Source organism: Flavobacteriales bacterium (genome assembly GCA_016779935.1).
GTDB lineage: Bacteria > Bacteroidota > Bacteroidia > Flavobacteriales > UBA7312.
In genome coordinates this window covers 95,308-117,962 of the sequence record JADHMQ010000003.1, presented here as the reverse complement: position 1 = coordinate 117,962, position 22,655 = coordinate 95,308, and the positions used below count along the sequence as shown (strand labels likewise).

The following is a 22,655-nucleotide window of genomic DNA, read 5'->3' as shown; positions in this document are numbered from 1 at the left end:
TTATGACAGTTTGGTCAATTATACTAATCACTATTATCCTTTCAGCCTTTTTTTCTGGGATGGAAATTGCTTATGTCTCATCTAATAAGCTCAAGCTAGAATTGGATAAGCAATCTAATTCCTTTGTCTCCAATATGCTTCAAAAGCTTTTGCACTCGCCCTCACGATTTATTGCTACAATGCTAGTTGGTAACAATATCTCATTAGTCATCTATGGAATTTGTATGGCTAAAATTTTAGAGCCAAAAATTGAAACATATACTCAATCTCCATTTTTAGTTCTTCTGATACAAACTTTTATATCAACTTTGCTTATACTAGTGAGTGCTGAGTTCTTGCCAAAAGCATTTTTTAGGCTCCACCCTAATCGCTTCTTGAAGGCAGGTATAGGTCCACTAGCGTTTTTCTATTACTTGCTAGCACCCATAGTTTCAATAATCCTTTACCTATCTAAAAAGGGACTTAAAATATTAGGAATGGCTTTGGTTGAAGATTCACCTGTATTTGGAAAAATTGACTTAGAAGAATATCTAAAATTACATATAGATGATATTGAAAATAAAAACCTTGATGTTGAGGTTCATATACTTCAAAATGCACTTGATTTTTCAAATGTTAAGGTCAGAGAATGTATGCTGCCAAGAACTGAAATTGTAGCTATAGAATTATCAAAACCTATTGAAGAACTTCGCGATATATTTATCAAAACAAAATTATCTAAGGTGCTTATTTACAAAGATAATATTGATAAAATTATAGGCTATGCACATTCAAATGAAATGTTTAGTTCTCCAAAAAACATTAAGTCCATATTGATTCCAATTCCATACGTCCCAGAAAGTATGTTGGCAATTGACATGCTTGAGTTATTTATCAAAAAAAGAAAAGGTGTGGCAGTCGTTGTAGATGAGTTTGGAGGCACTTCAGGTATGTTAACGGTAGAGGATGTTGTAGAAGAGATTCTAGGAGATATTGAAGACGAACATGACAATGAAAACGAGTTAGAAAAGCAGCTTAACGAAACTACATTTAAGTTTTCTGCTCGTTTGGAGATTGATTATTTAAACGATAAATACCATTTCAATCTTCCGAAATCGGAAGAATACGAAACCCTTGGTGGATTACTTATTAGCCATTTGGAAGAAATTCCTGATAAGAATACCGAAATTTCAATAGGTGACTATCGGTTTCTGATTGAAGAGGTTTCCAACAATAAAATAGACGAAATTACTATTGTAAAAACTGAGTAGTTTTACTGTTTTTTATGTCGTTTAACATTTGTATATTCGCCATCTTGATAACTATTGACGTATGATAACTTTAGAAAAAATTAGAAATCGCTCAGGGCTATTACTTTTCGTAATTGGCTTTGCATTATTAGCATTTATATTAACTGATTTATTATCTTCTCAAAATGGAGGTTCTACTCCTACTGACATGGTAGTGGGAACAGTTGCTGATGAGGAAATTGACTTCCAAATGTTTGAACAAAGAGTTCAACAAACATTTGAAACTCAAAAACTTTCAACTCCAAATATTGACATTGCTCAAATCCGTAATTCAGTTTGGAATCAGATGGTAAGAGAAACGATATTTAACGGTCAATTTTCGGACTTAGGCTTAGAAGTTTCTGCAGCAGAAATATTCGAAATGGTACAAGGTGAAAATCCGTACGAGACTGTAAAACAAGCATTTTCAGACCCTCAAACCGGTCAATTTGATAGAGCGCGACTATTGCAATTCTTAAAAGAAGATATCAATAACGATGAAACTGGTCAGGCAAAATCACAATGGTTAAGCTTTGAAAAAGCAATCCGTAATGAACGTCAAACTAACAAGTATAATGCTATGGTTAGTAAGGGCTTATTTGTTTCTGACTGGCAAGCCAAATCTGACAAAGACTCACAAAGTGAGATAAGAAATGCATCTTACGTTCAAATTCCATTTACAACTATTCCTGATAGCTTGATTGAGTTGTCGGATAGTGACTTAAACGCTTACATCAGAGAGAATAGTGAGGAGTACCAGCAAGATGCTTCAAGAGAAATAGAATATGTTGTATTCAATGTATCTCCTTCAAAAGAAGATAGAGAATATGCATTTAATTGGATAGAAGATATAAAAACAGATTTCGCTAATTCTAAAGATGACGAGCAGTTTACTAGAAAAAACTCTGATGTATTCAACAGAGTGATTTTTGTTTCAGATAGCGATTTACAAGATAATGTGAAATCACTTACCAGTGCTGATAAGGGAACTGTAGTAGGTCCTTTTTCTCAGTCTTCTAATTTACTAAGATTAGCCAAGTTGGTGGATGTTTCAAACAGACCAGATTCTGTTGAAGCAAGACATATATTAATTAGTGGTGCTAATGCTGAAGAAAGAATTGACAGCATCAAATCACTTATTGAGTCAGGACAATCGTTTTCTGATTTAGCCGAGGAATTTTCTGAAGATAGAGGTTCTGCAGCTAATGGAGGAGATTTAGAATGGTTTGCCGAGGGAGTAATGGTAACAGAGTTTAATGATGCTTGCTTCTCTGCAAATAAAGGTGATTTAACAGTTGTAAACTCTCAGTTTGGAACACACCTTATTGAAGTTACAGACCAATCTGCAAAATCTAAAAAATACAAAGTAGCTTATTTAGACCGTAGGGTAGAGTATAGCAATACTACTTATCAAAATGCTTTTGCTTCTGCAGGAAAATTTGCTGCTGAAACAAGCACATACGATGAGTTCAATGAGTCGGCATCAACTCAAAATTTAACAAAAAGAATAGCTGATGGCTTATTAGCTAACACTATTAACATTCCTGGTTTAGAAAGTCCAAGAGAGTTAGTAAAATGGGCTTACGATGCTAAAATAGGAGATGTTTCAGATGTATTCGAGTTTAACAATAAAATAGTTGTTGCTTGCCTTACCTCTATTAAAGAAGAAGGTTTAGTGGATCTCGAAGATGTTCGTTCAACTATCGAACCAATAGTAAGAAATGCTAAAAAATCTGAAATGCTTTTGGAGGAACTTTCTCAATATAGTTCACTTCAAGAAGTTGAATCAAATTATGGCGTAAGAACTAGTGCTGCTGAGGGATTACTTTTCTCAAACACTCAAGTTCCAACTTTAGGAAATGAACCTGGTTTTATCGGTGCTGTTTTTGCATTAGAAGAAGGACAAACATCTGATGCTTTCACTACTTCTAGAGGTGTTTGCATGGTAACAGTTGATAAAGTAATTTCATCGCCTTCTTCATCCAATTACTCGGGAGCTAGAAATTCCCTCATTTCTAAGCTGCAAAGCAGGTCGTCATTTCAAGTATATCAAGCCTTATTAGAGCTTGCAGATGTAGAAGACAATAGAGCCAACTTCTATTAAAAAAATAGTATTAAGTATTGTACAACTCTCATTGTTAATCAATGAGGGTTTTTTTATCTCAATACTTGAAGTCGGTATGAATCTAAATTTATAAAAATGAAAATGAGGATGGTAAAGCCCCAAAGGGAAGAACCTCCATAACTGATAAATGGTAGAGGGATACCGATTACCGGCGCCAAACCAATAGTCATGGCTATATTGATGGCTATATGAAAAAACAAAACACTAACAACGCCATATCCGAATACCTTACTAAATATTGACCGCTGTCGTTCTGCCAAATAAATTAAACGAAGCAGAAAGGCTAAATAGAGTGCTAATAATAGAAAGCTTCCAATAAAGCCCCACTCTTCACCAATGGTACAAAAAATGAAGTCGGTACTTTGCTCAGGAACAAAGTTAAACTTGGTTTGAGTGCCATTCAAAAAGCCTTTACCCGCAAAACCACCAGAGCCAATTGCTATCATTGATTGATTTACATTATAACCTGCACCTTGAGGGTCACTCTCTTGACCTAAAAGAATTTTTATTCTACTGACATGATGTGGCTCTAATACATTATCAAACACATAGTCGACACTATATATAAAACCAATACTTGAGATGAGTAATGAAACTATAATAATAAACTCTCTCAATTTTCTGCTTGAAATAATGAAAAAGAAAATGGCAAGGCATGACAGAATTATGATTAGCACTATTTTAGAGACAATAATAGAGGTGATAAATAGTATTGCTGTAACAATAGCGAAAATTAAAAAGTTGGCGGGCAAACCAAAACGGTAAAATACTAATATAAAAGCTGAATATACTAGTGCTGAACCTGTATCGTTTTGTAATATAATTAGTAGAAATGGACATAGAACTATAAGTCCAACTATCACTTTATTTTTGAATTTATCTAAGCTGATATTAAGTGTGCTTAGAAACTTAGCAACGGCCATACAGCTTGCTACTTTTGCAAATTCTGAGGGCTGTATTCGGCTAAACCCAATATCCAACCAGGATGTTGCTCCGTTCACTTCAATACCAAACAATAACACTCCTATTAGGCTTAATAATGAGATGAAATAAATAATATAGGCAAAGCCTTCAAAAAACTTCCAATTAAAAAATAAGATAAAAAGGGCAATAACAAAAGCTACTAATATCCAAACCATTTGACGACCATACTTTTGACTGAAATCAAATATTTCGTAATTTTCATTGTATAATGCCGCATAAATATTTAGCCACCCAATCAGTACCAATACTAAGTACATTGAGATGGTCCACCAATCGACGTGGTCAAATATTTGTTTCTTAAATCGCATTAATACTTTATTTCTCCTTTTACGATACGTTCCTCTAAATACGACCTGCTAATGGTATCGTTAATGTATTTTTCAATCATCAAGCTACCAATTGGCACTGCCCATGTAGAGCCCCAGCCACCATTTTCCACATAAACTGCTAATGCTATTTTTGGATTATCCTTTGGTGCAAAGCCAATAAAAATAGAATGATCTTCGCCATGTGGATTTTGTGCCGTTCCTGTTTTTCCACATACTATCATATCCTTCATTTTAGCAACATTGGAAGTGCCGAGTTCTTTATTTTCTACCACTTCTTGCATTCCTTTAATGACTATGTTAAAATAAGAAGAATCTATTTCTGTGTATATTTTGTTTTTAAAACGCGTCTCAACACTATCGTTTTCTATTTCCTTGATGATGTGAGGAGTATAATAATAGCCTCTATTTGCTATGGCAGCTGTCATATTCGCCATTTGAATAGGGGTTGTCAGAAGAGCATCTTGGCCAATAGACAAGGATAGGTTTGTTAATGACTTCCATCGTTTTTTACCATAAATCCTATCGTAGTAGTTTTTTTTAGGAACAAAGCCTTTCTGTCCAGTTGGTAAATCATTGTTTAACCAATTTCCAAGACCGAAACTTACTACATAGTTTCGCCAAGCATCATAGCCTTCATAAGTGGAAGGGTAGTTTTCAATAATGGATTTGTAAACGTTACAAAAATAAGCGTTACACGAAGTTGCAATGGATTCTTCCAAATTTAGAGGAGAACGGTGCTCATGGCATTTCATTTTTCTTTTTTCTTCGCCATAAACAAAGCCATCGTCACATTCGAAATGAGTGTTGCGGCTTATTACTTTTTCTTGCAAGCCAATTAGGGCATTAATGAGTTTAAAGGTTGAGCCTGGTGGATACTGGGCAAGTGCTGCTCTATTAAATAATGGTTTGCTAATACTATCATTATTTAAAATAGTATAGTTTTCAGAACGCTTACGTCCAACAAGAGTATTGGGGTCGTAACTAGGGGCTGAAACTAGACATAAAATTTCACCTGTTGAGGGCTCGATTGCTACTATGCTCCCTCGCTTATTTTTCATAAGTTGTTCGCCATAATTTTGAAGAAAAATATCAATTGTAGAAGTTAGGTTTTTTCCAGAAATAGATTTTGTATCAAACTTTCCATTTTTGAAACTTCCTTTAATGTTATTATGAACATCCCTGAGCAATAACTTTTCACCTTTGATGCCTTTGAGCTTGTCTTCATAAGCCTTTTCGATACCACTAATCCCCATATAATCGCCTTCCTTATAATACGGGTCTTTCTTAATAATTCGTTGATTGACTTCTCCAACATAACCCAATAGGTGACTTGCAGTTGAATAGGGGTATTTTCTTAATGTTCTGGCTTGAACATAGAAACCAGGCATCAAAAACATATTCTCTTGTAACTTGGTGTACGTTTCGACAGAAATTTGTTTCATAAAAACACTAGACTTATACATGGAATATGTCTTTGCTTTTTCAAGTCTTCTGTCTAATGCTAGTGTGTCAATTTCTAATAACGAGCAAATTAAGTTAGTGTCAATTTTGTTGGCTTGATTAGGAGTTATCATTAAATCGTACGCAGCTTCATTATATACAATGAGTTCATTGTTTCTGTCATAAATAAGACCTCTTCTGGGGTGGTCTGTTTCTTTTCTAATAACATTATTTTCTGAAGACGTTTTGAAGCTATCGTCAACAACTTGAATAGAAAACAATCGAACTATAAAAATGATTATTATAACACTGAAAAATCCACCAATTATATAGGGTCTATTTTCAAACTTTCTCACTTCAATGAATTTCTAACGTTCAAAAATTGGAAAATAATTAGCAAAATGGAGCTTACCAATCCGCTAGCTATTGTTCGTAAAAGAATATTTCCTAAATCGAATTGAAATGCTTCAATAAAAAACAATGCAAAATGATGAATAAACACTAAACTTGAGGTGTATATAATTGTAACTGGTAAGCCAAACTCATTTAATGAGAAGACAATATTGTTTTGAGTTTTATTCTTCAATTGAGGAATTAATGAAAGTAATATTGGACGCTTTAGGTACATGACAAGAACACACGCAAAGGTGTGTAATCCCATAGAGTTTTGAAAGCCATCTATGATTATTCCTGTTAAAAATGCTATCAGTAGTAAAAAGTTTTGGTTTTTCTTACTTACTGGTAAAAGGAACAAGAACATGAGGTAAATGTATGGGTTGATATAGCCCATAAAAAAGATATTATTAAAAATCAGTACTTGTAAAGAAACAAATACTACGAAATTTATAATATGATTAAAAATAAACTTATTCATTGTTTATTTGTTTTTCTAACAATTCTTTTTCCTCTTTTTTTAAAAGTTGACAAACGTTAACATATTTCACCTCTTTTAAATCTTCAACAAACGACATTCTTAAGTTATGAAATTTATCGGCTTCCTTAGTTTTAATATCACTAATTACACCTACTATGGTATTGGATGGAAAAATATATGAAAATCCGCTTGTAGTTATTGTATCGCCTAATTGCAAGTTTACATGAGAAGGAATGTCATAAATTTTAGCTTTTTTATAATTTTTTCCATCCCATTGTAATGAGCCAAAGTGGTTGTTTTTTTTGATGACAACACTTACTTTACTTTTAGTATGTAAAATAGATAATACACTGCTAAAGTGTTTTGAGGTTTCTTTTACAATACCAATGACGCCATTATTGCTTATTACTCCCATACCTTTCTTTATGCCATCAACTTTACCTTTATCAATGGTAATATAATTATCAGCGCGAGCTACTGAATTGTTAATGATGGTTGCAGGGATAAAATGACTAGGTGATGTTGAGCTAATGCTATCATTTTGCTGATAACTTATTAAACTTTTAAGTTTTGCATTCTCCATCAGTAAAAGCTCATTAGTGCTTTTTAAAGAAAAGTAACTCTTTACATTACTGATTACTAAAAAGCTAGTGGCAGTTACGCCATTTGTTGAATTGATGAAGGCAGCTTTTTGAAAACTATTATTCTGAATAATTAAAAAGAATGCAAAAATTTCAAGAAGAATAAATAAAATCTGATGATTGTATTTATTTATTAATTCTATTAAGTTTCGCATTATCTACTCAATAATTATCGAATTAAAAATGGGAAGTTATCCGTATTTTTAAGTGCAATACCTGTTCCCCTTGCTACTGCTCTCAGAGGATCTTCAGCAACGTAAACAGGCAGTTTTGTTTTCAAAGAAATTCTTTTGTCAAGTCCTCTGAGCATTGATCCACCACCAGTTAAATATATTCCAGTGTTATAAATGTCAGCAGATAATTCAGGAGGTGTTTGACCTAATGCGGCTAAAACTGCTTGTTCAATTTGAGATATGGTTTGATCCAAGGCACGTGCAATTTCCTTGTAAGTAACAATGATTTCCTTAGGAATACCACTCATTAAATCTCTACCATGTACAGCAAAGTTCGGTGGTGGCTCATCTAGTTCTTGAAGAGCTGCGCCTACATTAATTTTAATCTTTTCAGCCATTCGTTCACCGATATCTATATTGTGATGATTTCTCATGTAAATGCGAATATCCGTAGTGAAGTTATCTCCAGCAACCCTTATAGAGCGGTCAGTGACAATACCCCCTAATGAAATAACAGCAATTTCTGATGTCCCACCACCTATATCAATAATCATATTTCCTTTAGGCTCAAGAACATCTACTCCAATTCCAATAGCGGCAGCCATTGGTTCATGGATCAAGAAAACTTCCTTAGCACCAGCATGTTCGGCAGAATCTTTTACGGCTCTTTTTTCAACCTCAGTAATACCAGATGGAATACAAACTACCATTTTTAAAGATGGAGAAAATAATGTTTTACGTCTAGGAATCATTTTAATCATTCCACGAATCATTTGCTCAGCTGCAGAGAAGTCTGCAATTACACCGTCTTTTAGAGGACGAATAGTTTCAATTGTCTTATGCGTTTTCCCATGCATTTGCTGGGCTTTTTTACCAATAGCGACTACTTTTCCAAGTATGATGTCTTTTGCAACAATTGAGGGTTCATCTACAACCACTTTGTCGTTGTGTATAATTAGAGTATTTGCAGTGCCTAAGTCAATTGCAATCTCTTGCGTCATAAAATCGAAAAAACCCATATTATTAAGTTTTAATGTTTAAAGTGTCTAGTTCCGGTCATTACCATAACCATTTTATTTTCATCGCAATAATCAATTGATAGTTGATCTTTTATTGACCCGCCGGGTTGTATTACTGCTTTTACACCAGCTTCGTGTGCAATCTCTACACAATCTGCAAAGGGGAAGAATGCATCAGAAGCCATAACACAACCTTCAAGTTCAAAATCAAATTGTTTTGCCTTTGCAATAGCTTGTTTTAAGGCATCAACTCTTGATGTTTGTCCTACTCCACTCGCTAGCAGTTGATTGTTTTTAACTAATACAATTGCATTTGATTTAGTATTTTTACACACTTTACTGGCAAATTCTAAATCGGCTAATTGCTGTTTACTTGGTTCAATTTTTGTTACCGTTTTCATGTTTTCTACCCTGTCAATAGAAACGTCTTTATCTTGCTCAAGAACACCGTTTAGTATTGTACGGAATTGTCTGTTTGGTAGAACCGTTTCCTTCTGCACTAATATAATACGATTTTTCTTGGATTTCAACACTTCGAGGGCTTCATTTTGATAGGATGGAGCAATAATAATTTCGAAGAATAATGTGTTAATTTGATTTGCTGTTTCTAAATCAAGCTCAGAGTTGCAAACAAGAATGCCTCCAAAAGCAGAAATAGGGTCTCCCGCTAGAGCATCAATATAGGCCTCTTTCAAAGCGTCTCTTGAGGCAATACCACAAGCGTTATTATGTTTTAGAATAGCAAAGGTTGTATCTTCAAATTCAGAGATGATATGTACAGCAGCATCTACGTCAAGTAAATTATTGTAGGATAATGCTTTCCCATGAAGCTGATCAAAAAAGCCGTCTAAATTTCCATAGAAAACGCCTTTTTGGTGAGGGTTTTCTCCATATCGTAAAGCTGTGCCGTTTGGTATACTGAATTTAAAAGCTGAATCATCATTATCAAAGTATGAGAATATAGCACTGTCATAATGAGATGAGATATGAAATGACTTAGTAGCAAAGCGTCTTCGCTCTTCAATAGTCGTTCCATTTTTCTCTTTTAATATTGAGTGAAATTCTGAATAATCGTCTTTTGAAGAAATGACTGTTACGTCTTTGAAGTTTTTAGCTGCAGCTCGTATGAGAGAAATCCCGCCAATATCAATTTTTTCAATAATGGACTGCTCATCAGCTCCAGAGGCAACGGTTTCTTCAAAAGGATAAAGGTCAACAATTACTATATCAAATTCAGGAATATCATATTCTTTCAACTGCTCATTGTCAGATTTTAATTCTCTTCGGCTTAGTATACCTCCAAAAACTTTTGGGTGTAATGTCTTTACTCTACCACCCAAAATTGAGGGGTATGACGTTAAATCTTCTACACGCTTAACTTCAGCTCCTAAATCTTCAATAAAGGCTTGTGTGCCTCCGGTTGAATAAATATTAACTCCCAATCGACTTAACTCTTCTACGATTGGTCCTAATCCATCTTTATAGAAAACGGAAATTAGAGCATTTTTGGGTTGAATAAAATTGTTCATGAAATTTGACAGTTATACTGCAATATTACCTAAATACTATCTTACAATCAACCACTATTAAAAGGTTTTTAGCGTTTGTTAATAACTTTCATTCAGACTATTTTATTTATCTTTGGTGACCTATTTTCATTCATGATTTTATTTCGATTATTTTCTGAAAGTCTTCGTTTTGCATGGCACGCTATTGTTAACAATAAGTTGCGTACTTTTTTGTCACTCCTTGGTGTTACCATCGGAATATTAGCCGTTATCTCAGTATTTACAATTGTTGATTCGTTGGAGAGGAATGTGAGAGACAGCATCAACAAATTGGGTAGTGATGTGCTTTACATTCAAAAATGGCCTTGGGGTTCGTCTGACGGAGGAGAATACAAATGGTGGGATTTCATGAGTAGACCAGAGGTTGAAATCTCTGAGATGCGAAAATTGTCGGCTAAGTCTCAAAAGTCACAAGCGATAGCATTTATGAATAGTGCCAATCGAACCTTAAAATATGGCAATAATAGTATTGAAGGTGTAGATGTTCTTGCCGTCTCTTATGACTGGAAAGATATTAGAAGTTTTGATTTGATTAATGGACGGTATTTTACCGAGCAAGAAATTGAAAGCGGAAAAAATCAGGTTATAATCGGAAGTAATGTGGCAAGAGCGTTGTTTAATAGTTACGATAGCTTTGGTGAAACTATAAAAATCAGAGGCGAGAAAGCTCTTGTTGTAGGAGTATTTTCTTTGGAGGGGGAAGATATAACTGGCAATTCGCTTGATAATACTGTTGTAGTTCCAGTCACTTTTGGGCAAAGACTAATGAATAAAAGACGTAGTAATCCAAGAATTATTGCTAAGGCAAAGGTTGGTGTTTCTAATGAAGAAATGAAAGATGAGCTCTCTGGTATTATGAGGTCAATACGCCGATTGAAACCAACACTGCCTAATAATTTTGCCATGAACGAAATTAGTTTGATAAGCAATCAACTTGATGGTCTTTTCTCAGTAATAGGCTTAGCAGGTTGGATTATTGGTGGGTTCTCAATCCTTGTTGGGGGGTTTGGTATTGCAAACATCATGTTTGTTTCCGTAAAAGAAAGAACCAAGCTAATTGGTATTCAAAAATCACTTGGAGCTAAGAATAGCTTCATTTTGTATCAATTTTTATTTGAGTCTGTTTTTTTGTGTCTGATTGGAGGCATTTTGGGCCTTTTTCTTGTGTTTATTTTGACTGCAATCATCAACAATTTTTCAGACTTTGAAATTGTCTTAACTATTGAAAACATCTTTTTGGGATTATCAGTTTCAGCTATTATAGGGATTGTTTCAGGAATAGTTCCTGCTCTGTCTGCATCGAAGCTTGACCCTGTTGAAGCAATAAGACGATAAAAATTCTTTTACGAGATAAGCTTTTGACATGAGTCAATAGCTTCTTGTATACTTTCAATTTTTCTCAGTCTAAAAATCAGTTTACCTTTCAATTCTTTCATCTCACAATGTTGATGATTATGCTTCAGGTAGTCAAGTACTTTTCCAAATGTTGGTGACTGAAAGTAGGGGCTATCTTGTGAGGGGAAATAGCCCGTCATATTAGTATTCTTTAAGGATAAGCGTTGGAAGCCTATTTTCTTCGCTAGCCTCCTTAATTTGACCGATCTAATAAGTTCATTTACTTCGACTGGAATCTGTCCAAACCTGTCTGTAAGTTTCGCTTCGAATTCAACTAATTCTTCTTCTGTTTCAAAGCTACCCAGTTCATTGTAAAGTTTAAGTCGCTCACTAATACTGTTTACATAATTGTTTGGAATAAGTATTTCCATATCAGTATCCAGTTGACAATCTTCAATGAAAGTATCTTCATTTTTTTCATCGGCGTATAGCTCTTTAAATTCTTCCTCTTTCAATTCAGAAATAGCCTCATCGAGAATTTTTTGATACATCTCAAAGCCGATGTCACTAATAAATCCGCTTTGTTCTGCTCCAAGTAAATCACCAGCACCTCTGATGTCAAGGTCACGCATAGAAATATTAAATCCACTACCTAATTCAGAAAACTGTTCCAATGCGTTGAGTCGTTTTCTGGCGTCTGCAGTTAATGAATAGTTAGGTGGGGAGATGAGGTAGCAGAATGATTTTTTGTTGGACCTTCCGACACGGCCACGCATCTGATGTAAGTCGCTCAACCCAAAAGTATTAGCATTATTTATGATGATAGTGTTGGCATTGGGAATATCTAAACCACTTTCGATAATTGTTGTTGAAACTAAAACATCAAATTCATTTTCCATAAATGAAACCATTAGTTCTTCTAGCTTCTTTCCGTCCATTTGCCCATGACCAATACCAATCTTTGCATCAGGACAAAGGCGTTGAATCAGTCCAGCAACTTCTTTTATATTTTCTATTCTATTATGAACAAAATACACTTGACCACCTCTAGAAATTTCATAACTGATGGCATCTCTAATTGTTTCTTCATCAAAAGTGCATATTTCTGTTTCAACTGGATATCTATTTGGTGGCGGAGTATTTATTACGGATAAGTCTCGAGCCCCCATTAATGAAAACTGTAGAGTTCTTGGTATGGGTGTTGCTGTTAGTGTTAGGGTATCTACATTGGCTTTGAAGGTTTTTAACTTATCCTTCACTGCAACACCAAACTTTTGTTCTTCATCAATAATGAGTAGACCTAAATCATCAAAGGATACATCTTTACCAACAATTCTATGTGTACCAATAAGGATATCAACTTCACCTTCAGCTACGGCTTTCAGCGTTTCCCTTTGTTCTTTGGCTGTTCTAAATCGGTTAATATAATCGACCTTACAAGGAAGTCCTTTCAGTCTTTTTCTGAACGTTTTAGCGTGTTGCATAGCCAGAATAGTAGTCGGAACTAATACAGCGACTTGCTTGTTGTCTGCTACTGCTTTAAAGGCTGCACGTATGGCAATTTCAGTTTTTCCAAAGCCAACGTCACCGCATATGAGTCTATCCATTGGCATACTATGCTCCATGTCTTTTTTCACATCTTGTGTTGCCTTGTATTGATCAGGCGTATCTTCAAACATAAACGAGGCTTCAAGTTCATGTTGTAAAAAGCTATCGGGAGAAAACTCATGGCCTTTTTGTTCCTTACGTTTAGCATAAAGCTGGATGAGGTCGTAAGCAATGGTTTTAACCCTGCTTTTTGTTTTTGCTTTTGTCTTTTGCCAAGCTCCTGAACCCAATTTATTTGTCTTAGGCTCTGCACCATCCTTACCACTATATTTAGCAATTTTATGTAAGGAATGAATGCTGATGAATAAGGTGTCATTATCCTTGTAAATCAGCTTTATTGCCTCTTGTTTTTTATTATTTATATCAATAGTGTGTAAGCCAGCGAATTTTCCGATACCATGGTCAATATGAGTGACATAATCGCCAGGTTGAAGGCTATTGAGTTGCTGAAGGGTAATGGCGTTTTTGTTGGCGAAGCTTGTTTTTAAATGGAACTTATGATAACGTTCAAATATCTGATGGTCAGTATAAAAGCATATTTTTTGTTGATGATCAATAAAGCCTTTACTAAGACTTAGAAGTAAAGGAGTGAAATAAACTTCTTTTTCAAAATCTTGAATAATACTATCGAATCGATTTATTTGTTCTTTACCCGAGCATAGAATAAAATTATTGTAGCCTTTTTTATGAGAATCTTCTAAATCGTCAATTAATAAATCAAACTGCTTATTGAAAACGGGTTGAGGGGATGAACGGAATTCATAAGATTCATTGGCTTCAAAATAAAATTGATTGCCAAACTCAACGACTCCAAAGCCATGCAATTGTTTGATGAAATTATCGCCATCTAAAAACAATTTTTTAGGTTCAATATGATTTACTGTATTGTCTTTTATGGTGTCGAAATGTGTAGTTGCTTTTTCGTAAAGGTCATTTAATTTTTGTCTAGTAGAATCTGTATCAACTATCCATATCTTGGAGTTTTTTGGCAGAAACTCTAAAATACTTTCTTGTGCGTTATCGCTGAAAACAGGAAATCGAGGAACTATACTAACTTTTTTTTGTTTGTCTTTAGAGCGTTGAGTATTAATGTCAAATGTTCTAATGCTTTCTACATCTTCGTCAAAAAACTCAATTCTATATGGTAATTCATTTGAAAACGAAAAGATATCTACAATACCTCCTCTAATAGAGTATTGTCCAGGCTCAATAACAAAGTCGACTAGCTCAAAATGATATTCTTGTAGGCAATCGTTTAAAAAGTCTATTGAAATAGTGTCGTTGACTTGTATGTCCAGTGAATTTTTTTTGAGTTGTTCTTGACTAATTACTTTTTCAAAAATAGCCTCTGGGTAACTTACTATTATGGGTAGGTTTCTATGGTTTAGACTGTTTAATACTTCAGTTCTTAAAAGGATATTAGCATTATCCGTTTCTTCAAGCTGATAAGGTCTTCGGTATGAGCTTGGGTAAAAGAGTGCTTTTTTTTGAAGTAATGTTTCTAAGTCATTAAGGAAATAAGCCGCTTCTTCTTTGTCGTTTAAAATGAAAAATTGTGGGCGTTTTATGGACTTAACGCTTTGTGTAGCAATTAGTACACTTTGAGCACCGACTAAATTTTTGATGTGGTATTTTGCAGAGGAATTTTCCTCGAAACATTTCGTTATTGAGGTAAAACACGGATGGTTTTTATAAATGTCTTTTAGCTCCGTTGATTTCAATTATCCTGCATGAATTTTTCGGCTTTCTCAACCATTTCCGTTGAGCCAATAAAGAAGGGCACTCTTTGGTGCAAATCGTTTGCCTTGATGTCCATAATTCTCTTAAAGCCGTCTGATGCTTTTCCGCCTGCCTCTTCGATAATCCATGCTAGTGGTGAGCATTCGTATAAAAGTCTTAGCCTACCTGTAGGAGCAGCATTGGTATTAGGGTAAATATAAATTCCACCTTTAAGCATATTTCTATGGAAATCAGCAACTAATGAACCCATGAAACGAGCAGTATGTGTACGTTTTCCGTCTTTTGTTTCGTGGCAGAACTGTGCGTATTTTCTAACACCTTCAGGCATCACTTTTTCATTAGCTTCATTGATAGAGAAAATCTCTCCATTTAAAGGTGTTTTTATATTTGGATGTGAAAGGCAAAACTCACCAATGGATGGGTCTAAAGTAAATCCATTTACCCCATTACCAGTAGTATATACCAACATGGTTGATGAGCCATAGATGACATAGCCTGCAGCTACTTGTTCTGTTCCTGCTACAAAAAATTCATCTTCCGTTACTTTTACATTTGTTTCTTTTCTTTTTAGAACTGAAAAGATTGTTCCTACTGAAACGTTTACATCAATATTTGATGAGCCGTCTAATGGATCCATACAGACGAGGTATCTTCCTTTTTCAGCATTAGTACCATCTAAAACAATTATGTCTTCGTTTTCTTCAGAAGCTATAGCAGCACATTGTCCGCCAGCGTTTAAAGAAGAAATAAAAGCATCATTGGCGTAAATGTCTAGTTTTTTAACGGTCTCTCCTTGTACATTTTCATCACCTACCTCACCTAATATATCTACTAAACCAGCTTTATTAATTTCTCTATTTACTATTTTGGCAGCTATTGAAATATCGTACAATAATCGAGTAAGATTTCCTGTAGCTTCGGGTTTTAGAATTTGTTGTTCAGTAATAAATTCTGCTAGTGTTGTGATTTTGCTCATTTCAACATTAAATATTTAGCAAATATCGAATTTTTAAATAAAAAACAGCGTCCAAAAATAATTAACTTTGCCTTCTGTCATTATGGATGTAGTAATTAGAAAAGGGGTGAAATCAGATCTCCCCTCAGTTTTGGAGCTAATTAAGGAATTGGCTGACTTTGAGAAGGCCCTAAATGAAGTTACGGTTACCTTGGAGGATTTGGAGAAAGACGGCTTCGGAAAACATCCTTATTATTGGTTTATTGTGGCGGAGCAAGAGGGCGAAATTATTGGCTTATCCTTTTATTTTATTAGGTACTCAACGTGGAAAGGGCGTTTTCTTTTTTTAGAAGATTTTGTGGTGAAAGAGTCGTATAGGAATAAAGGCATAGGGGCATTACTTTTTGAAGAAACTATCCGTATTGCTAAAAAATTGGATGTGAAAGGAATGACTTGGCAAGTATTGGATTGGAATAAAAACGCTATTCGATTTTATGAAAAATATAATTCTGATATTAGTGCAGAATGGTATAATGGGAAACTCACTCATGAACAGCTTAAACAGTTTACACTCTAATGAAAGTATATAAATTTGGTGGAGCTTCGGTAAAAGATGCTAAGGGCATAAGGAATGTGTATTCTATTTTAAAAGAAGATGCCAGTTCCGATAAGGTTGTTGTTATTTCTGCAATGGGTAAAACGACCAATATGTTAGAGGTCGTGGTCAATGACTATGTAAACGGACTGTCTCCTTCATTAGAAGATGTTAAAGGGTTTCACTATGATATTATCAAAGAACTATTTCCAGAAAATCATTCCATTTTTGATGAGGTAAATAATTTATTTGTTGAAATCGAATGGGCTATTGAGGATTCTCCGACATCTACATATGATTTTGAGTATGACCAAATTGTTTCTGTTGGGGAATTATTGTCTACTAAGATTGTAAGTGCCTTTCTTAAGCAAGAAAATTATGCTAATTATTGGCTGGATGCTAGGGATATTATCAGAACAGATAATACTTATAGAAATGCTCGAATAGATTGGGAGTTAACCACAGACTTGATACACAAAGTCATTTCGCCGCAGGGGGTGTACATCACTCAGGGATTTATTGGCTGTACCTCAGAGAATTTTACCACTACTTTGGGGCGTGAGGGTTCTGACTTTACAGCAGCTATATTGTCTTACGTTTTGGAGACAGAGGAAGTTGTTATCTGGAAAGATGTTGATGGGATGCTAAATGCTGATCCGCGTTTTTTTGAAGATGCTAAATTGCTCAATCAATTGTCTTTTTCTGAGGCAATAGAGTTGGCTTATTTTGGAGCTAAAGTCATACACCCTAAAACCATTCAGCCATTAAAAGAAAAAAATATTCCATTGAGAGTAAAGTCATTTTTAAATCCTAGCAATGAAGGCACAATCATTTTTGAAGATGCAGAGATGATTCCTTTTTTGCCCTCATTTATTATTAAAGAAAATCAGATTTTGATTTCCATATCTGCAAAGGACTTATCCTTTATTGTGGAAGACCACATGAGCCATATTTTCGCTTTATTTTCAAAACACGGATTAAGGATTAATGTTATGCAAAATTCGGCAGTAAGCTTTTCAGCTTGTACCGACAATGACGTTCAGAAAGTGCCAGCGCTAATTAGTGAACTGCAATCGGAGTATTTGGTGAAATACAATGAGGCTCTAACACTTTGCACCATTAGACATTATAGCGAAGAAGATATCACAAAGGTAATAAGTGATAAATCAATAGTATTTGAGCAAAAAAGTAGGCATACTGTCCAATTTGTGTACTAATTTTATTTAATTTAGTTGTCAAATCCATTCAACTATGAAACTCTTACACCTACTAGCAGTCATGCTTTTTCCGTGCGTGATATTTTCTCAAAATCCATTTGTGCTAAACGATTCAACTACTGTTTTAATAAATGAACTTCATTACGATAATGTAGGGGGAGATACTTTGGAAGGCATAGAAATTGCTGCTTTATCTGGCACCGATTTGTCCTGTTATAAAGTATACTTCGTTAATGGTAATAATGGAGAATATTATTCAACTATCACTTTAGATACCATTATGCCTGATAGTGATTGTGGTATGGGTTTTTTATTCTACCCTAAGTCGTCTATTCAAAATGGTTCATCAACGCAAGGGGATGGTGTAGCCTTATACAATGTTTGCGATGACACATTGATTCAGTTCATAAGTTATGAGGGGATTATTACGGCGACCAACGGTCCTTTTTCTGGTTCAGTTTCTACTGATATTGGCGTATCTCAAAATGCAGACCCTATTGGAAGTAGTTTGCAGTTACAAGGCAGCTTGGACAGTTCCTTTGTATGGCTTTCGTCGGTGTCTAGTTTTGGACACATAAACACCAACCAAAGTTTTTGCCAAACTAAAGTAGAATTATCAGCTCTTCAGTTTGACAGTTCGTCTTGTGTTTTGGGTGAAAATGAAAGCATTACTTTACAGATAAAAAACATAAGTTATTCAAATACGATAGATAGCCTAATAGTCTTTTTTCAATCTAACGACACTTTACTTTTGAGTGATACACTTAGCCAAAGTGTTGCTAAAGGAGATAGCTTGTCATTTGTCTTTTCTGAAGAATTGGATTTGTCTCAAGTAGGAACGTATCACTTTAAGGCGTGGTCTGCTGAAGATACTATAGTGAACAGCGATACCTTAACGTATAGCATTGAATTATATAACGATGACAGCATTTCTATTCAGTTAGAAGAATACGTTGTTTATTGTCATGACGACGATAGTTTGCTCTTAGAGGCTCAAGTAAGTGGTGCCGATTACTTTTCTTGGAATACGGCAGATACCACGCAGCAATTGTTGGTGTTTCCGGAGAGTGATACTGTATTTCAAATAGAGGCTCATAATTTGTGTTATTACGATACAGCTATGGTAGTGGTGGACTATGTAAAACCAGAGATAACTTTTATTGGAATATATGAGGGAGACACATTGTATGAAAACGAAAATGGATTGGTTAATTATACTAATATTGATTATGATAGTTTTCAGTCAATTTATTTAACTACAGTTGAGTCCTTTCAGTCTTATAATTATATTATTAAAGATTCTTATTCTCCATGTGACTCATCTAGTGATTCATCTATTGCTCTAACGTATGATTATGGGCTGTCATCTTTTGGATGTGTAGCTATTGAAAGGTGGATTATTTTGGAAGTAGTGGATACTAATGGATGTACTAATATAGACAGTACTATGGTTGTTCAGTATGGTGGTGGTGACATAGCTGAAAATACCTTTCAGACTCTATGCGTTTTTCCAAACCCTAGCTCTGGTGTAGTTTCAATAGATGTTCAAGATATGGAAGCAGGAGAAGTATTTGCTATTGATGTTATTAATACATTGGGTAAAGTAGTTTATAGTGAACAATCCTTTTCAAAGTTTACTCATTTGAACAAGCATCTGGATTTATCGCATTTGAAAAAAGGGCTGTATGTTTTGAAATTAAGCTCGGCTAATAAAATGGCAACAAGACGTCTAATCTTGCATTAAGGCTTATTTTAAACCTTTAATTTTTTGCAGAAGAACTTGTGCTAGTTTTAATTTGCTTTCTTCCGTCCAGCCAGCCACATGAGGGGAGAGGATGACATTCTTTGACTGAATAAGTCGCTGGAAATCCTTAGAGTTTTCTAGCTTTTCGAAGGATGTTTTTTCATCTTCCAATACATCCAAACAAGCTCCTAAAACCTTGCCTTCTTGCATAGCGTCTAAGAGGTCGGCAGTTTTTACACATTGTCCTCTAGAGGTATTGATGAGGTAAAAAGGTTTTTTGAATTGCATTATAAATTCATCATTGACTAAATGATGTGTTTCGTTTGTCAAAGGAATGTGCAAGCTAAGGATATCGGCTTCCTCAAAGATAGTTTGCATATCACTTTCAATCCCTTTTTCTGAATAGTTGCTTTTGTATTTGTCGTAGGCTAAGACTTTAACTCCAAAGCCACTCAGAACCTTTGCAAAGGCTGAGCCATTATGTCCGTAGCCGATTATGCCTAGCGTTTTTCCACTTAGTTCTACGCCTCTGTTTTCTTCTCTTTTCCAAAGTCCTTGTCTTACTTCTGAGTCGGCAGTATTTAGGGTGTTGAATAGGCTTAGAAGCATTCCCAAAGCGTGTTCAGCAACGGCTTGTCGATTTCCTTCTGGAGCATTCAAACAAGCAATTTCTTTTGATGTGGCGTATGATTCATCAATATTTTCCATGCCAGAACCTGCACGAGCTACAAAGCGTAATTCTTGGCAAGACTCTAAAAAAGAGGCGTCAATTTTAAATCGTGAACGTATGATTATACCGTAAACATCTGAACTTATGGCTTTTACTTCTTCTTTACTTAAGTCGTATGCTTCAAGGCAGTGATATCCTTTTTTTTCTAATTCCTCCCAAAGGATGGGATGAACGGTGTCAACAAAAAGAACTTTTTTCATATGGATAATATCAGCTGACCAATAAGGAAGTAGATGAATAGCCCAAGAACGTCATTTACTGTGGTAATAAATGGACCGGTTGCTAGTGCTGGGTCAATCTTGTATTTGTTAAGTGTTAATGGGATAAAAGTACCGAATAGTGCTGCGAATATAATTACAGACAAGAGTGCAATGCTTACCGTTAAGCTTAAGTCAAAGCCATAGCCTAGAAGGTATGATGAGCATAAAATAATAGTCGAGCAAATGATGCCATTAACAAGGGCAACGCCTAATTCTTTTATCAGTCGTTGAGAAATATTTCCTAATGAGCTAGCGCCACTAGCTAAACTTTGCACAACGATAGCAGCAGATTGTACACCTACGTTTCCGCCCATCGCTGCAATTAGCGGAATGAAAAACGCCATTTCGTAATTTTTTTCGATGTCAAAAATACCAATGACCTTTGCGCCGAATAGTCCGCCGACCATACCAATTAGTAGCCAAGGCAATCGAGCTCTAGTAATTTCCCATACGCTATCGCTTGACTCTACATCTTCAGAAATACCAGATGCCATTTGATAATCTTTTTCGGCTTCTTCTTTCATCACTTCCATTACATCATCACCAGTAATTCGACCAATAAGCTGACCTTTATTATTAACAACAGGCAATACAATAAGGTCATATTTGTTCATAGTGTGGGCAACTTCTTCCTGGCTTAATGTGGCATCAACTTTAATGATGTCTTCTTTCATAATGCCAGAAATCACAGCTTTAGAATCGGTTAATAATAGCTTTTTAAGAGATAATGTTCCAAGAAGGATGTTGTTGTCGTTCACGACATAAATGGTGTATACAAAGTCAAGGTCTTCGGCTTGTTTACGCATTTCTTTCACGCAACGCATTACCGACCAATTAGTATTGACTTTAATCAGCTCTTTTGCCATCAGCCCACCAGCAGTATCTTCGTCGTATTTTAATAAATCTACGATATCACTAGCGTGTTCTTGGTCTTCAATATGAGAGAGTACTTCTTGCTTTTTATTTTCAGGAAGCTCAGAAATAATATCGGCAGCATCATCAGAATCAAGGTTGTCCACAAATTCCTCTGCAATTTCTTTTGGGGAATGTATTTTAAGTAATTCCTCACGAAGGTCATCTTCTAATTCTACTAATACATCTGCTGCAATTTCGTCTTCTAAAAGCTCAAAAAGGAAACTAGCATTTTCGAAGTCAAGTTGGTCAAGAATTTCAGCAATATCAGCAGGGTGACATTCTTCTATTAATGACAAAACAGAGGTCGCTTTTTTGCTGTCAATAAGCGAGTTTAGTTCACTTAAATAGTCTTTTGTTAGGTCAAACTTCATCATTCAAAGCAATCTGTTAGTTCAAAAAAGTCTTCCACACTAAGTTGTTCTGCTCTTAAGTCCAGAAACTTTTTTGCTTTTATTTCGTCCACCAAGTTAAGACTTTTCAAAGCATTTCTCAAAGTCTTTCTTCTCATCGAGAAAGCCGTCTTTACTGTTCGTATGAATTTTTTCTCATCACACGGAAGGTCTTTTCTTTGGTTTCGTCTTAGTCTAATGACGGCAGATTTTACTTTTGGCGGAGGGTCAAAGACGTCTTCATTGACGGTAAATAAGTACTCAATATCGTAGTAGCATTGTAATAAAACACTAATTATTCCATAGGCTTTTTTGCCTGGAGGAGAGGCTACCCTTTCAGCTACTTCTTTTTGAAACATTCCCACAATTTCTGTTATGGTGTTTTTATGGTCGAGCGCTTTAAAAAGTATTTGTGAGGATATGTTGTAAGGGAAATTGCCAATAATTCCGACCTTATCGTCAAAAATTTCTTCGATAGGCAATTGTAAAAAATCACCTTCAATGATATGGTTTTCTAACTTTGGAAAGTGATTTTTAAGGTAGCGTACGGATTCTTTATCTATCTCAATTACAAAAACTTCCGAATCAAGATTTAATAGATACTTTGTAAGCACACCCATACCCGGGCCTACCTCTAATATTGACTGGTGACGGTTTGTATCTAAGCTGTAAGCTATATTTTGAGCAATTTCTAAGTCGGTAAGAAAGTGTTGTCCTAGGTGTTTTTTTGCTCTTACTTTGCTCAT

Annotated in this window: 17 protein-coding genes; 6 read left to right on the top strand and 11 right to left on the bottom strand. The window is 35.1% G+C overall.

Going from position 1 to position 22,655, the window contains the following annotated elements; translation table 11 throughout:
- Positions 1-2 precede the first annotated feature (2 nt).
- Both ISP73_03295 and ISP73_03290 read left to right on the top strand, forming a co-directional pair.
- Positions 3-1,250: an HlyC/CorC family transporter gene (locus ISP73_03295; GenBank protein ID MBL6657614.1), complete on the top strand. Its 1,248-nt coding sequence runs from the start codon at positions 3-5 to the stop codon at positions 1,248-1,250.
- Positions 1,251-1,311: 61 nt separating this feature from the next.
- Entirely contained in the window at positions 1,312-3,372 is a 2,061-nt protein-coding gene (locus ISP73_03290; protein MBL6657613.1) for a SurA N-terminal domain-containing protein, read from the top strand.
- Between the two features lie 53 nt (positions 3,373-3,425).
- On the opposite strand, the gene rodA is transcribed toward ISP73_03290, so the two are convergent.
- The 6 genes from rodA to purH all read right to left on the bottom strand — a co-directional run bounded on the left by rodA (position 3,426) and on the right by purH (position 10,382).
- Positions 3,426-4,685 (bottom strand): rod shape-determining protein RodA, encoded by a 1,260-nt coding sequence (rodA, locus tag ISP73_03285; GenBank protein MBL6657612.1) that lies wholly within the window; start codon positions 4,683-4,685, stop codon positions 3,426-3,428.
- Entirely contained in the window at positions 4,685-6,502 is a 1,818-nt protein-coding gene (gene mrdA, locus ISP73_03280) for a penicillin-binding protein 2 (GenBank protein MBL6657611.1), read from the bottom strand. The genes rodA and mrdA overlap by 1 nt, the downstream gene beginning before the upstream one ends.
- Positions 6,499-6,936 carry a rod shape-determining protein MreD gene (locus tag ISP73_03275; GenBank protein ID MBL6657610.1) on the bottom strand — a complete coding sequence of 146 codons (438 nt, stop codon included), beginning with the start codon at positions 6,934-6,936 and terminating at the stop codon, positions 6,499-6,501. The genes mrdA and ISP73_03275 overlap by 4 nt, the downstream gene beginning before the upstream one ends.
- A gap of 76 nt (positions 6,937-7,012) precedes the next feature.
- Positions 7,013-7,816: a rod shape-determining protein MreC gene (gene mreC, locus ISP73_03270; protein MBL6657609.1), complete on the bottom strand. Its 804-nt coding sequence runs from the start codon at positions 7,814-7,816 to the stop codon at positions 7,013-7,015.
- A 14-nt stretch (positions 7,817-7,830) separates the two neighbouring features.
- Complete coding sequence (locus ISP73_03265) at positions 7,831-8,853, bottom strand: rod shape-determining protein (GenBank protein MBL6657608.1); 1,023 nt, start codon at positions 8,851-8,853, stop codon at positions 7,831-7,833.
- Positions 8,854-8,864: 11 nt separating this feature from the next.
- Positions 8,865-10,382: a bifunctional phosphoribosylaminoimidazolecarboxamide formyltransferase/IMP cyclohydrolase gene (purH, locus tag ISP73_03260; protein ID MBL6657607.1), complete on the bottom strand. Its 1,518-nt coding sequence runs from the start codon at positions 10,380-10,382 to the stop codon at positions 8,865-8,867.
- A 132-nt stretch (positions 10,383-10,514) separates the two neighbouring features.
- On the opposite strand from purH, the gene ISP73_03255 reads away from it, so the two are divergent.
- Positions 10,515-11,756, top strand: coding sequence for an ABC transporter permease (locus ISP73_03255; protein ID MBL6657606.1), 1,242 nt, complete (start codon positions 10,515-10,517; stop codon positions 11,754-11,756).
- A gap of 8 nt (positions 11,757-11,764) precedes the next feature.
- Here the strand turns inward: ISP73_03255 and mfd are convergent, their stop codons facing one another.
- A complete protein-coding gene (gene mfd, locus ISP73_03250; GenBank protein ID MBL6657605.1) occupies positions 11,765-15,085 on the bottom strand; it encodes a transcription-repair coupling factor in 3,321 nt (1,106 codons plus the stop codon).
- The gene (fbp, locus tag ISP73_03245) at positions 15,082-16,080 is read right to left on the bottom strand and encodes a class 1 fructose-bisphosphatase (GenBank protein MBL6657604.1); all 999 of its coding nucleotides are present in this window, start codon (positions 16,078-16,080) and stop codon (positions 15,082-15,084) included. Before fbp ends, mfd begins: the two co-directional genes overlap by 4 nt.
- A gap of 82 nt (positions 16,081-16,162) precedes the next feature.
- Between fbp and ISP73_03240 the strand changes: the two genes are divergently transcribed.
- From ISP73_03240 to ISP73_03230, 3 genes are read left to right on the top strand one after another with little or no spacing between them, the layout of a single operon-like run.
- Positions 16,163-16,636 carry a GNAT family N-acetyltransferase gene (locus ISP73_03240; protein MBL6657603.1) on the top strand — a complete coding sequence of 158 codons (474 nt, stop codon included), beginning with the start codon at positions 16,163-16,165 and terminating at the stop codon, positions 16,634-16,636.
- The gene (locus ISP73_03235) at positions 16,636-17,871 is read left to right on the top strand and encodes an aspartate kinase (GenBank protein ID MBL6657602.1); all 1,236 of its coding nucleotides are present in this window, start codon (positions 16,636-16,638) and stop codon (positions 17,869-17,871) included. The genes ISP73_03240 and ISP73_03235 overlap by 1 nt, the downstream gene beginning before the upstream one ends.
- 34 nt (positions 17,872-17,905) lie before the next feature.
- On the top strand, positions 17,906-19,615 hold the full coding sequence (locus tag ISP73_03230; GenBank protein MBL6657601.1) for a T9SS type A sorting domain-containing protein: 1,710 nt from the start codon (positions 17,906-17,908) through the stop codon (positions 19,613-19,615).
- 3 nt (positions 19,616-19,618) lie between these two features.
- Here the strand turns inward: ISP73_03230 and ISP73_03225 are convergent, their stop codons facing one another.
- Genes ISP73_03225 through rsmA form a run of 3 tightly spaced genes read right to left on the bottom strand, consistent with a single transcriptional unit; the run spans position 19,619 to position 22,655 of the window.
- Positions 19,619-20,545, bottom strand: a complete 927-nt coding sequence (locus ISP73_03225) for a hypothetical protein (protein MBL6657600.1) — start codon at positions 20,543-20,545, stop codon at positions 19,619-19,621.
- A complete protein-coding gene (mgtE, locus tag ISP73_03220; protein MBL6657599.1) occupies positions 20,542-21,891 on the bottom strand; it encodes a magnesium transporter in 1,350 nt (449 codons plus the stop codon). Before mgtE ends, ISP73_03225 begins: the two co-directional genes overlap by 4 nt.
- Complete coding sequence (gene rsmA / locus ISP73_03215) at positions 21,891-22,655, bottom strand: 16S rRNA (adenine(1518)-N(6)/adenine(1519)-N(6))-dimethyltransferase RsmA (GenBank protein MBL6657598.1); 765 nt, start codon at positions 22,653-22,655, stop codon at positions 21,891-21,893. Before rsmA ends, mgtE begins: the two co-directional genes overlap by 1 nt.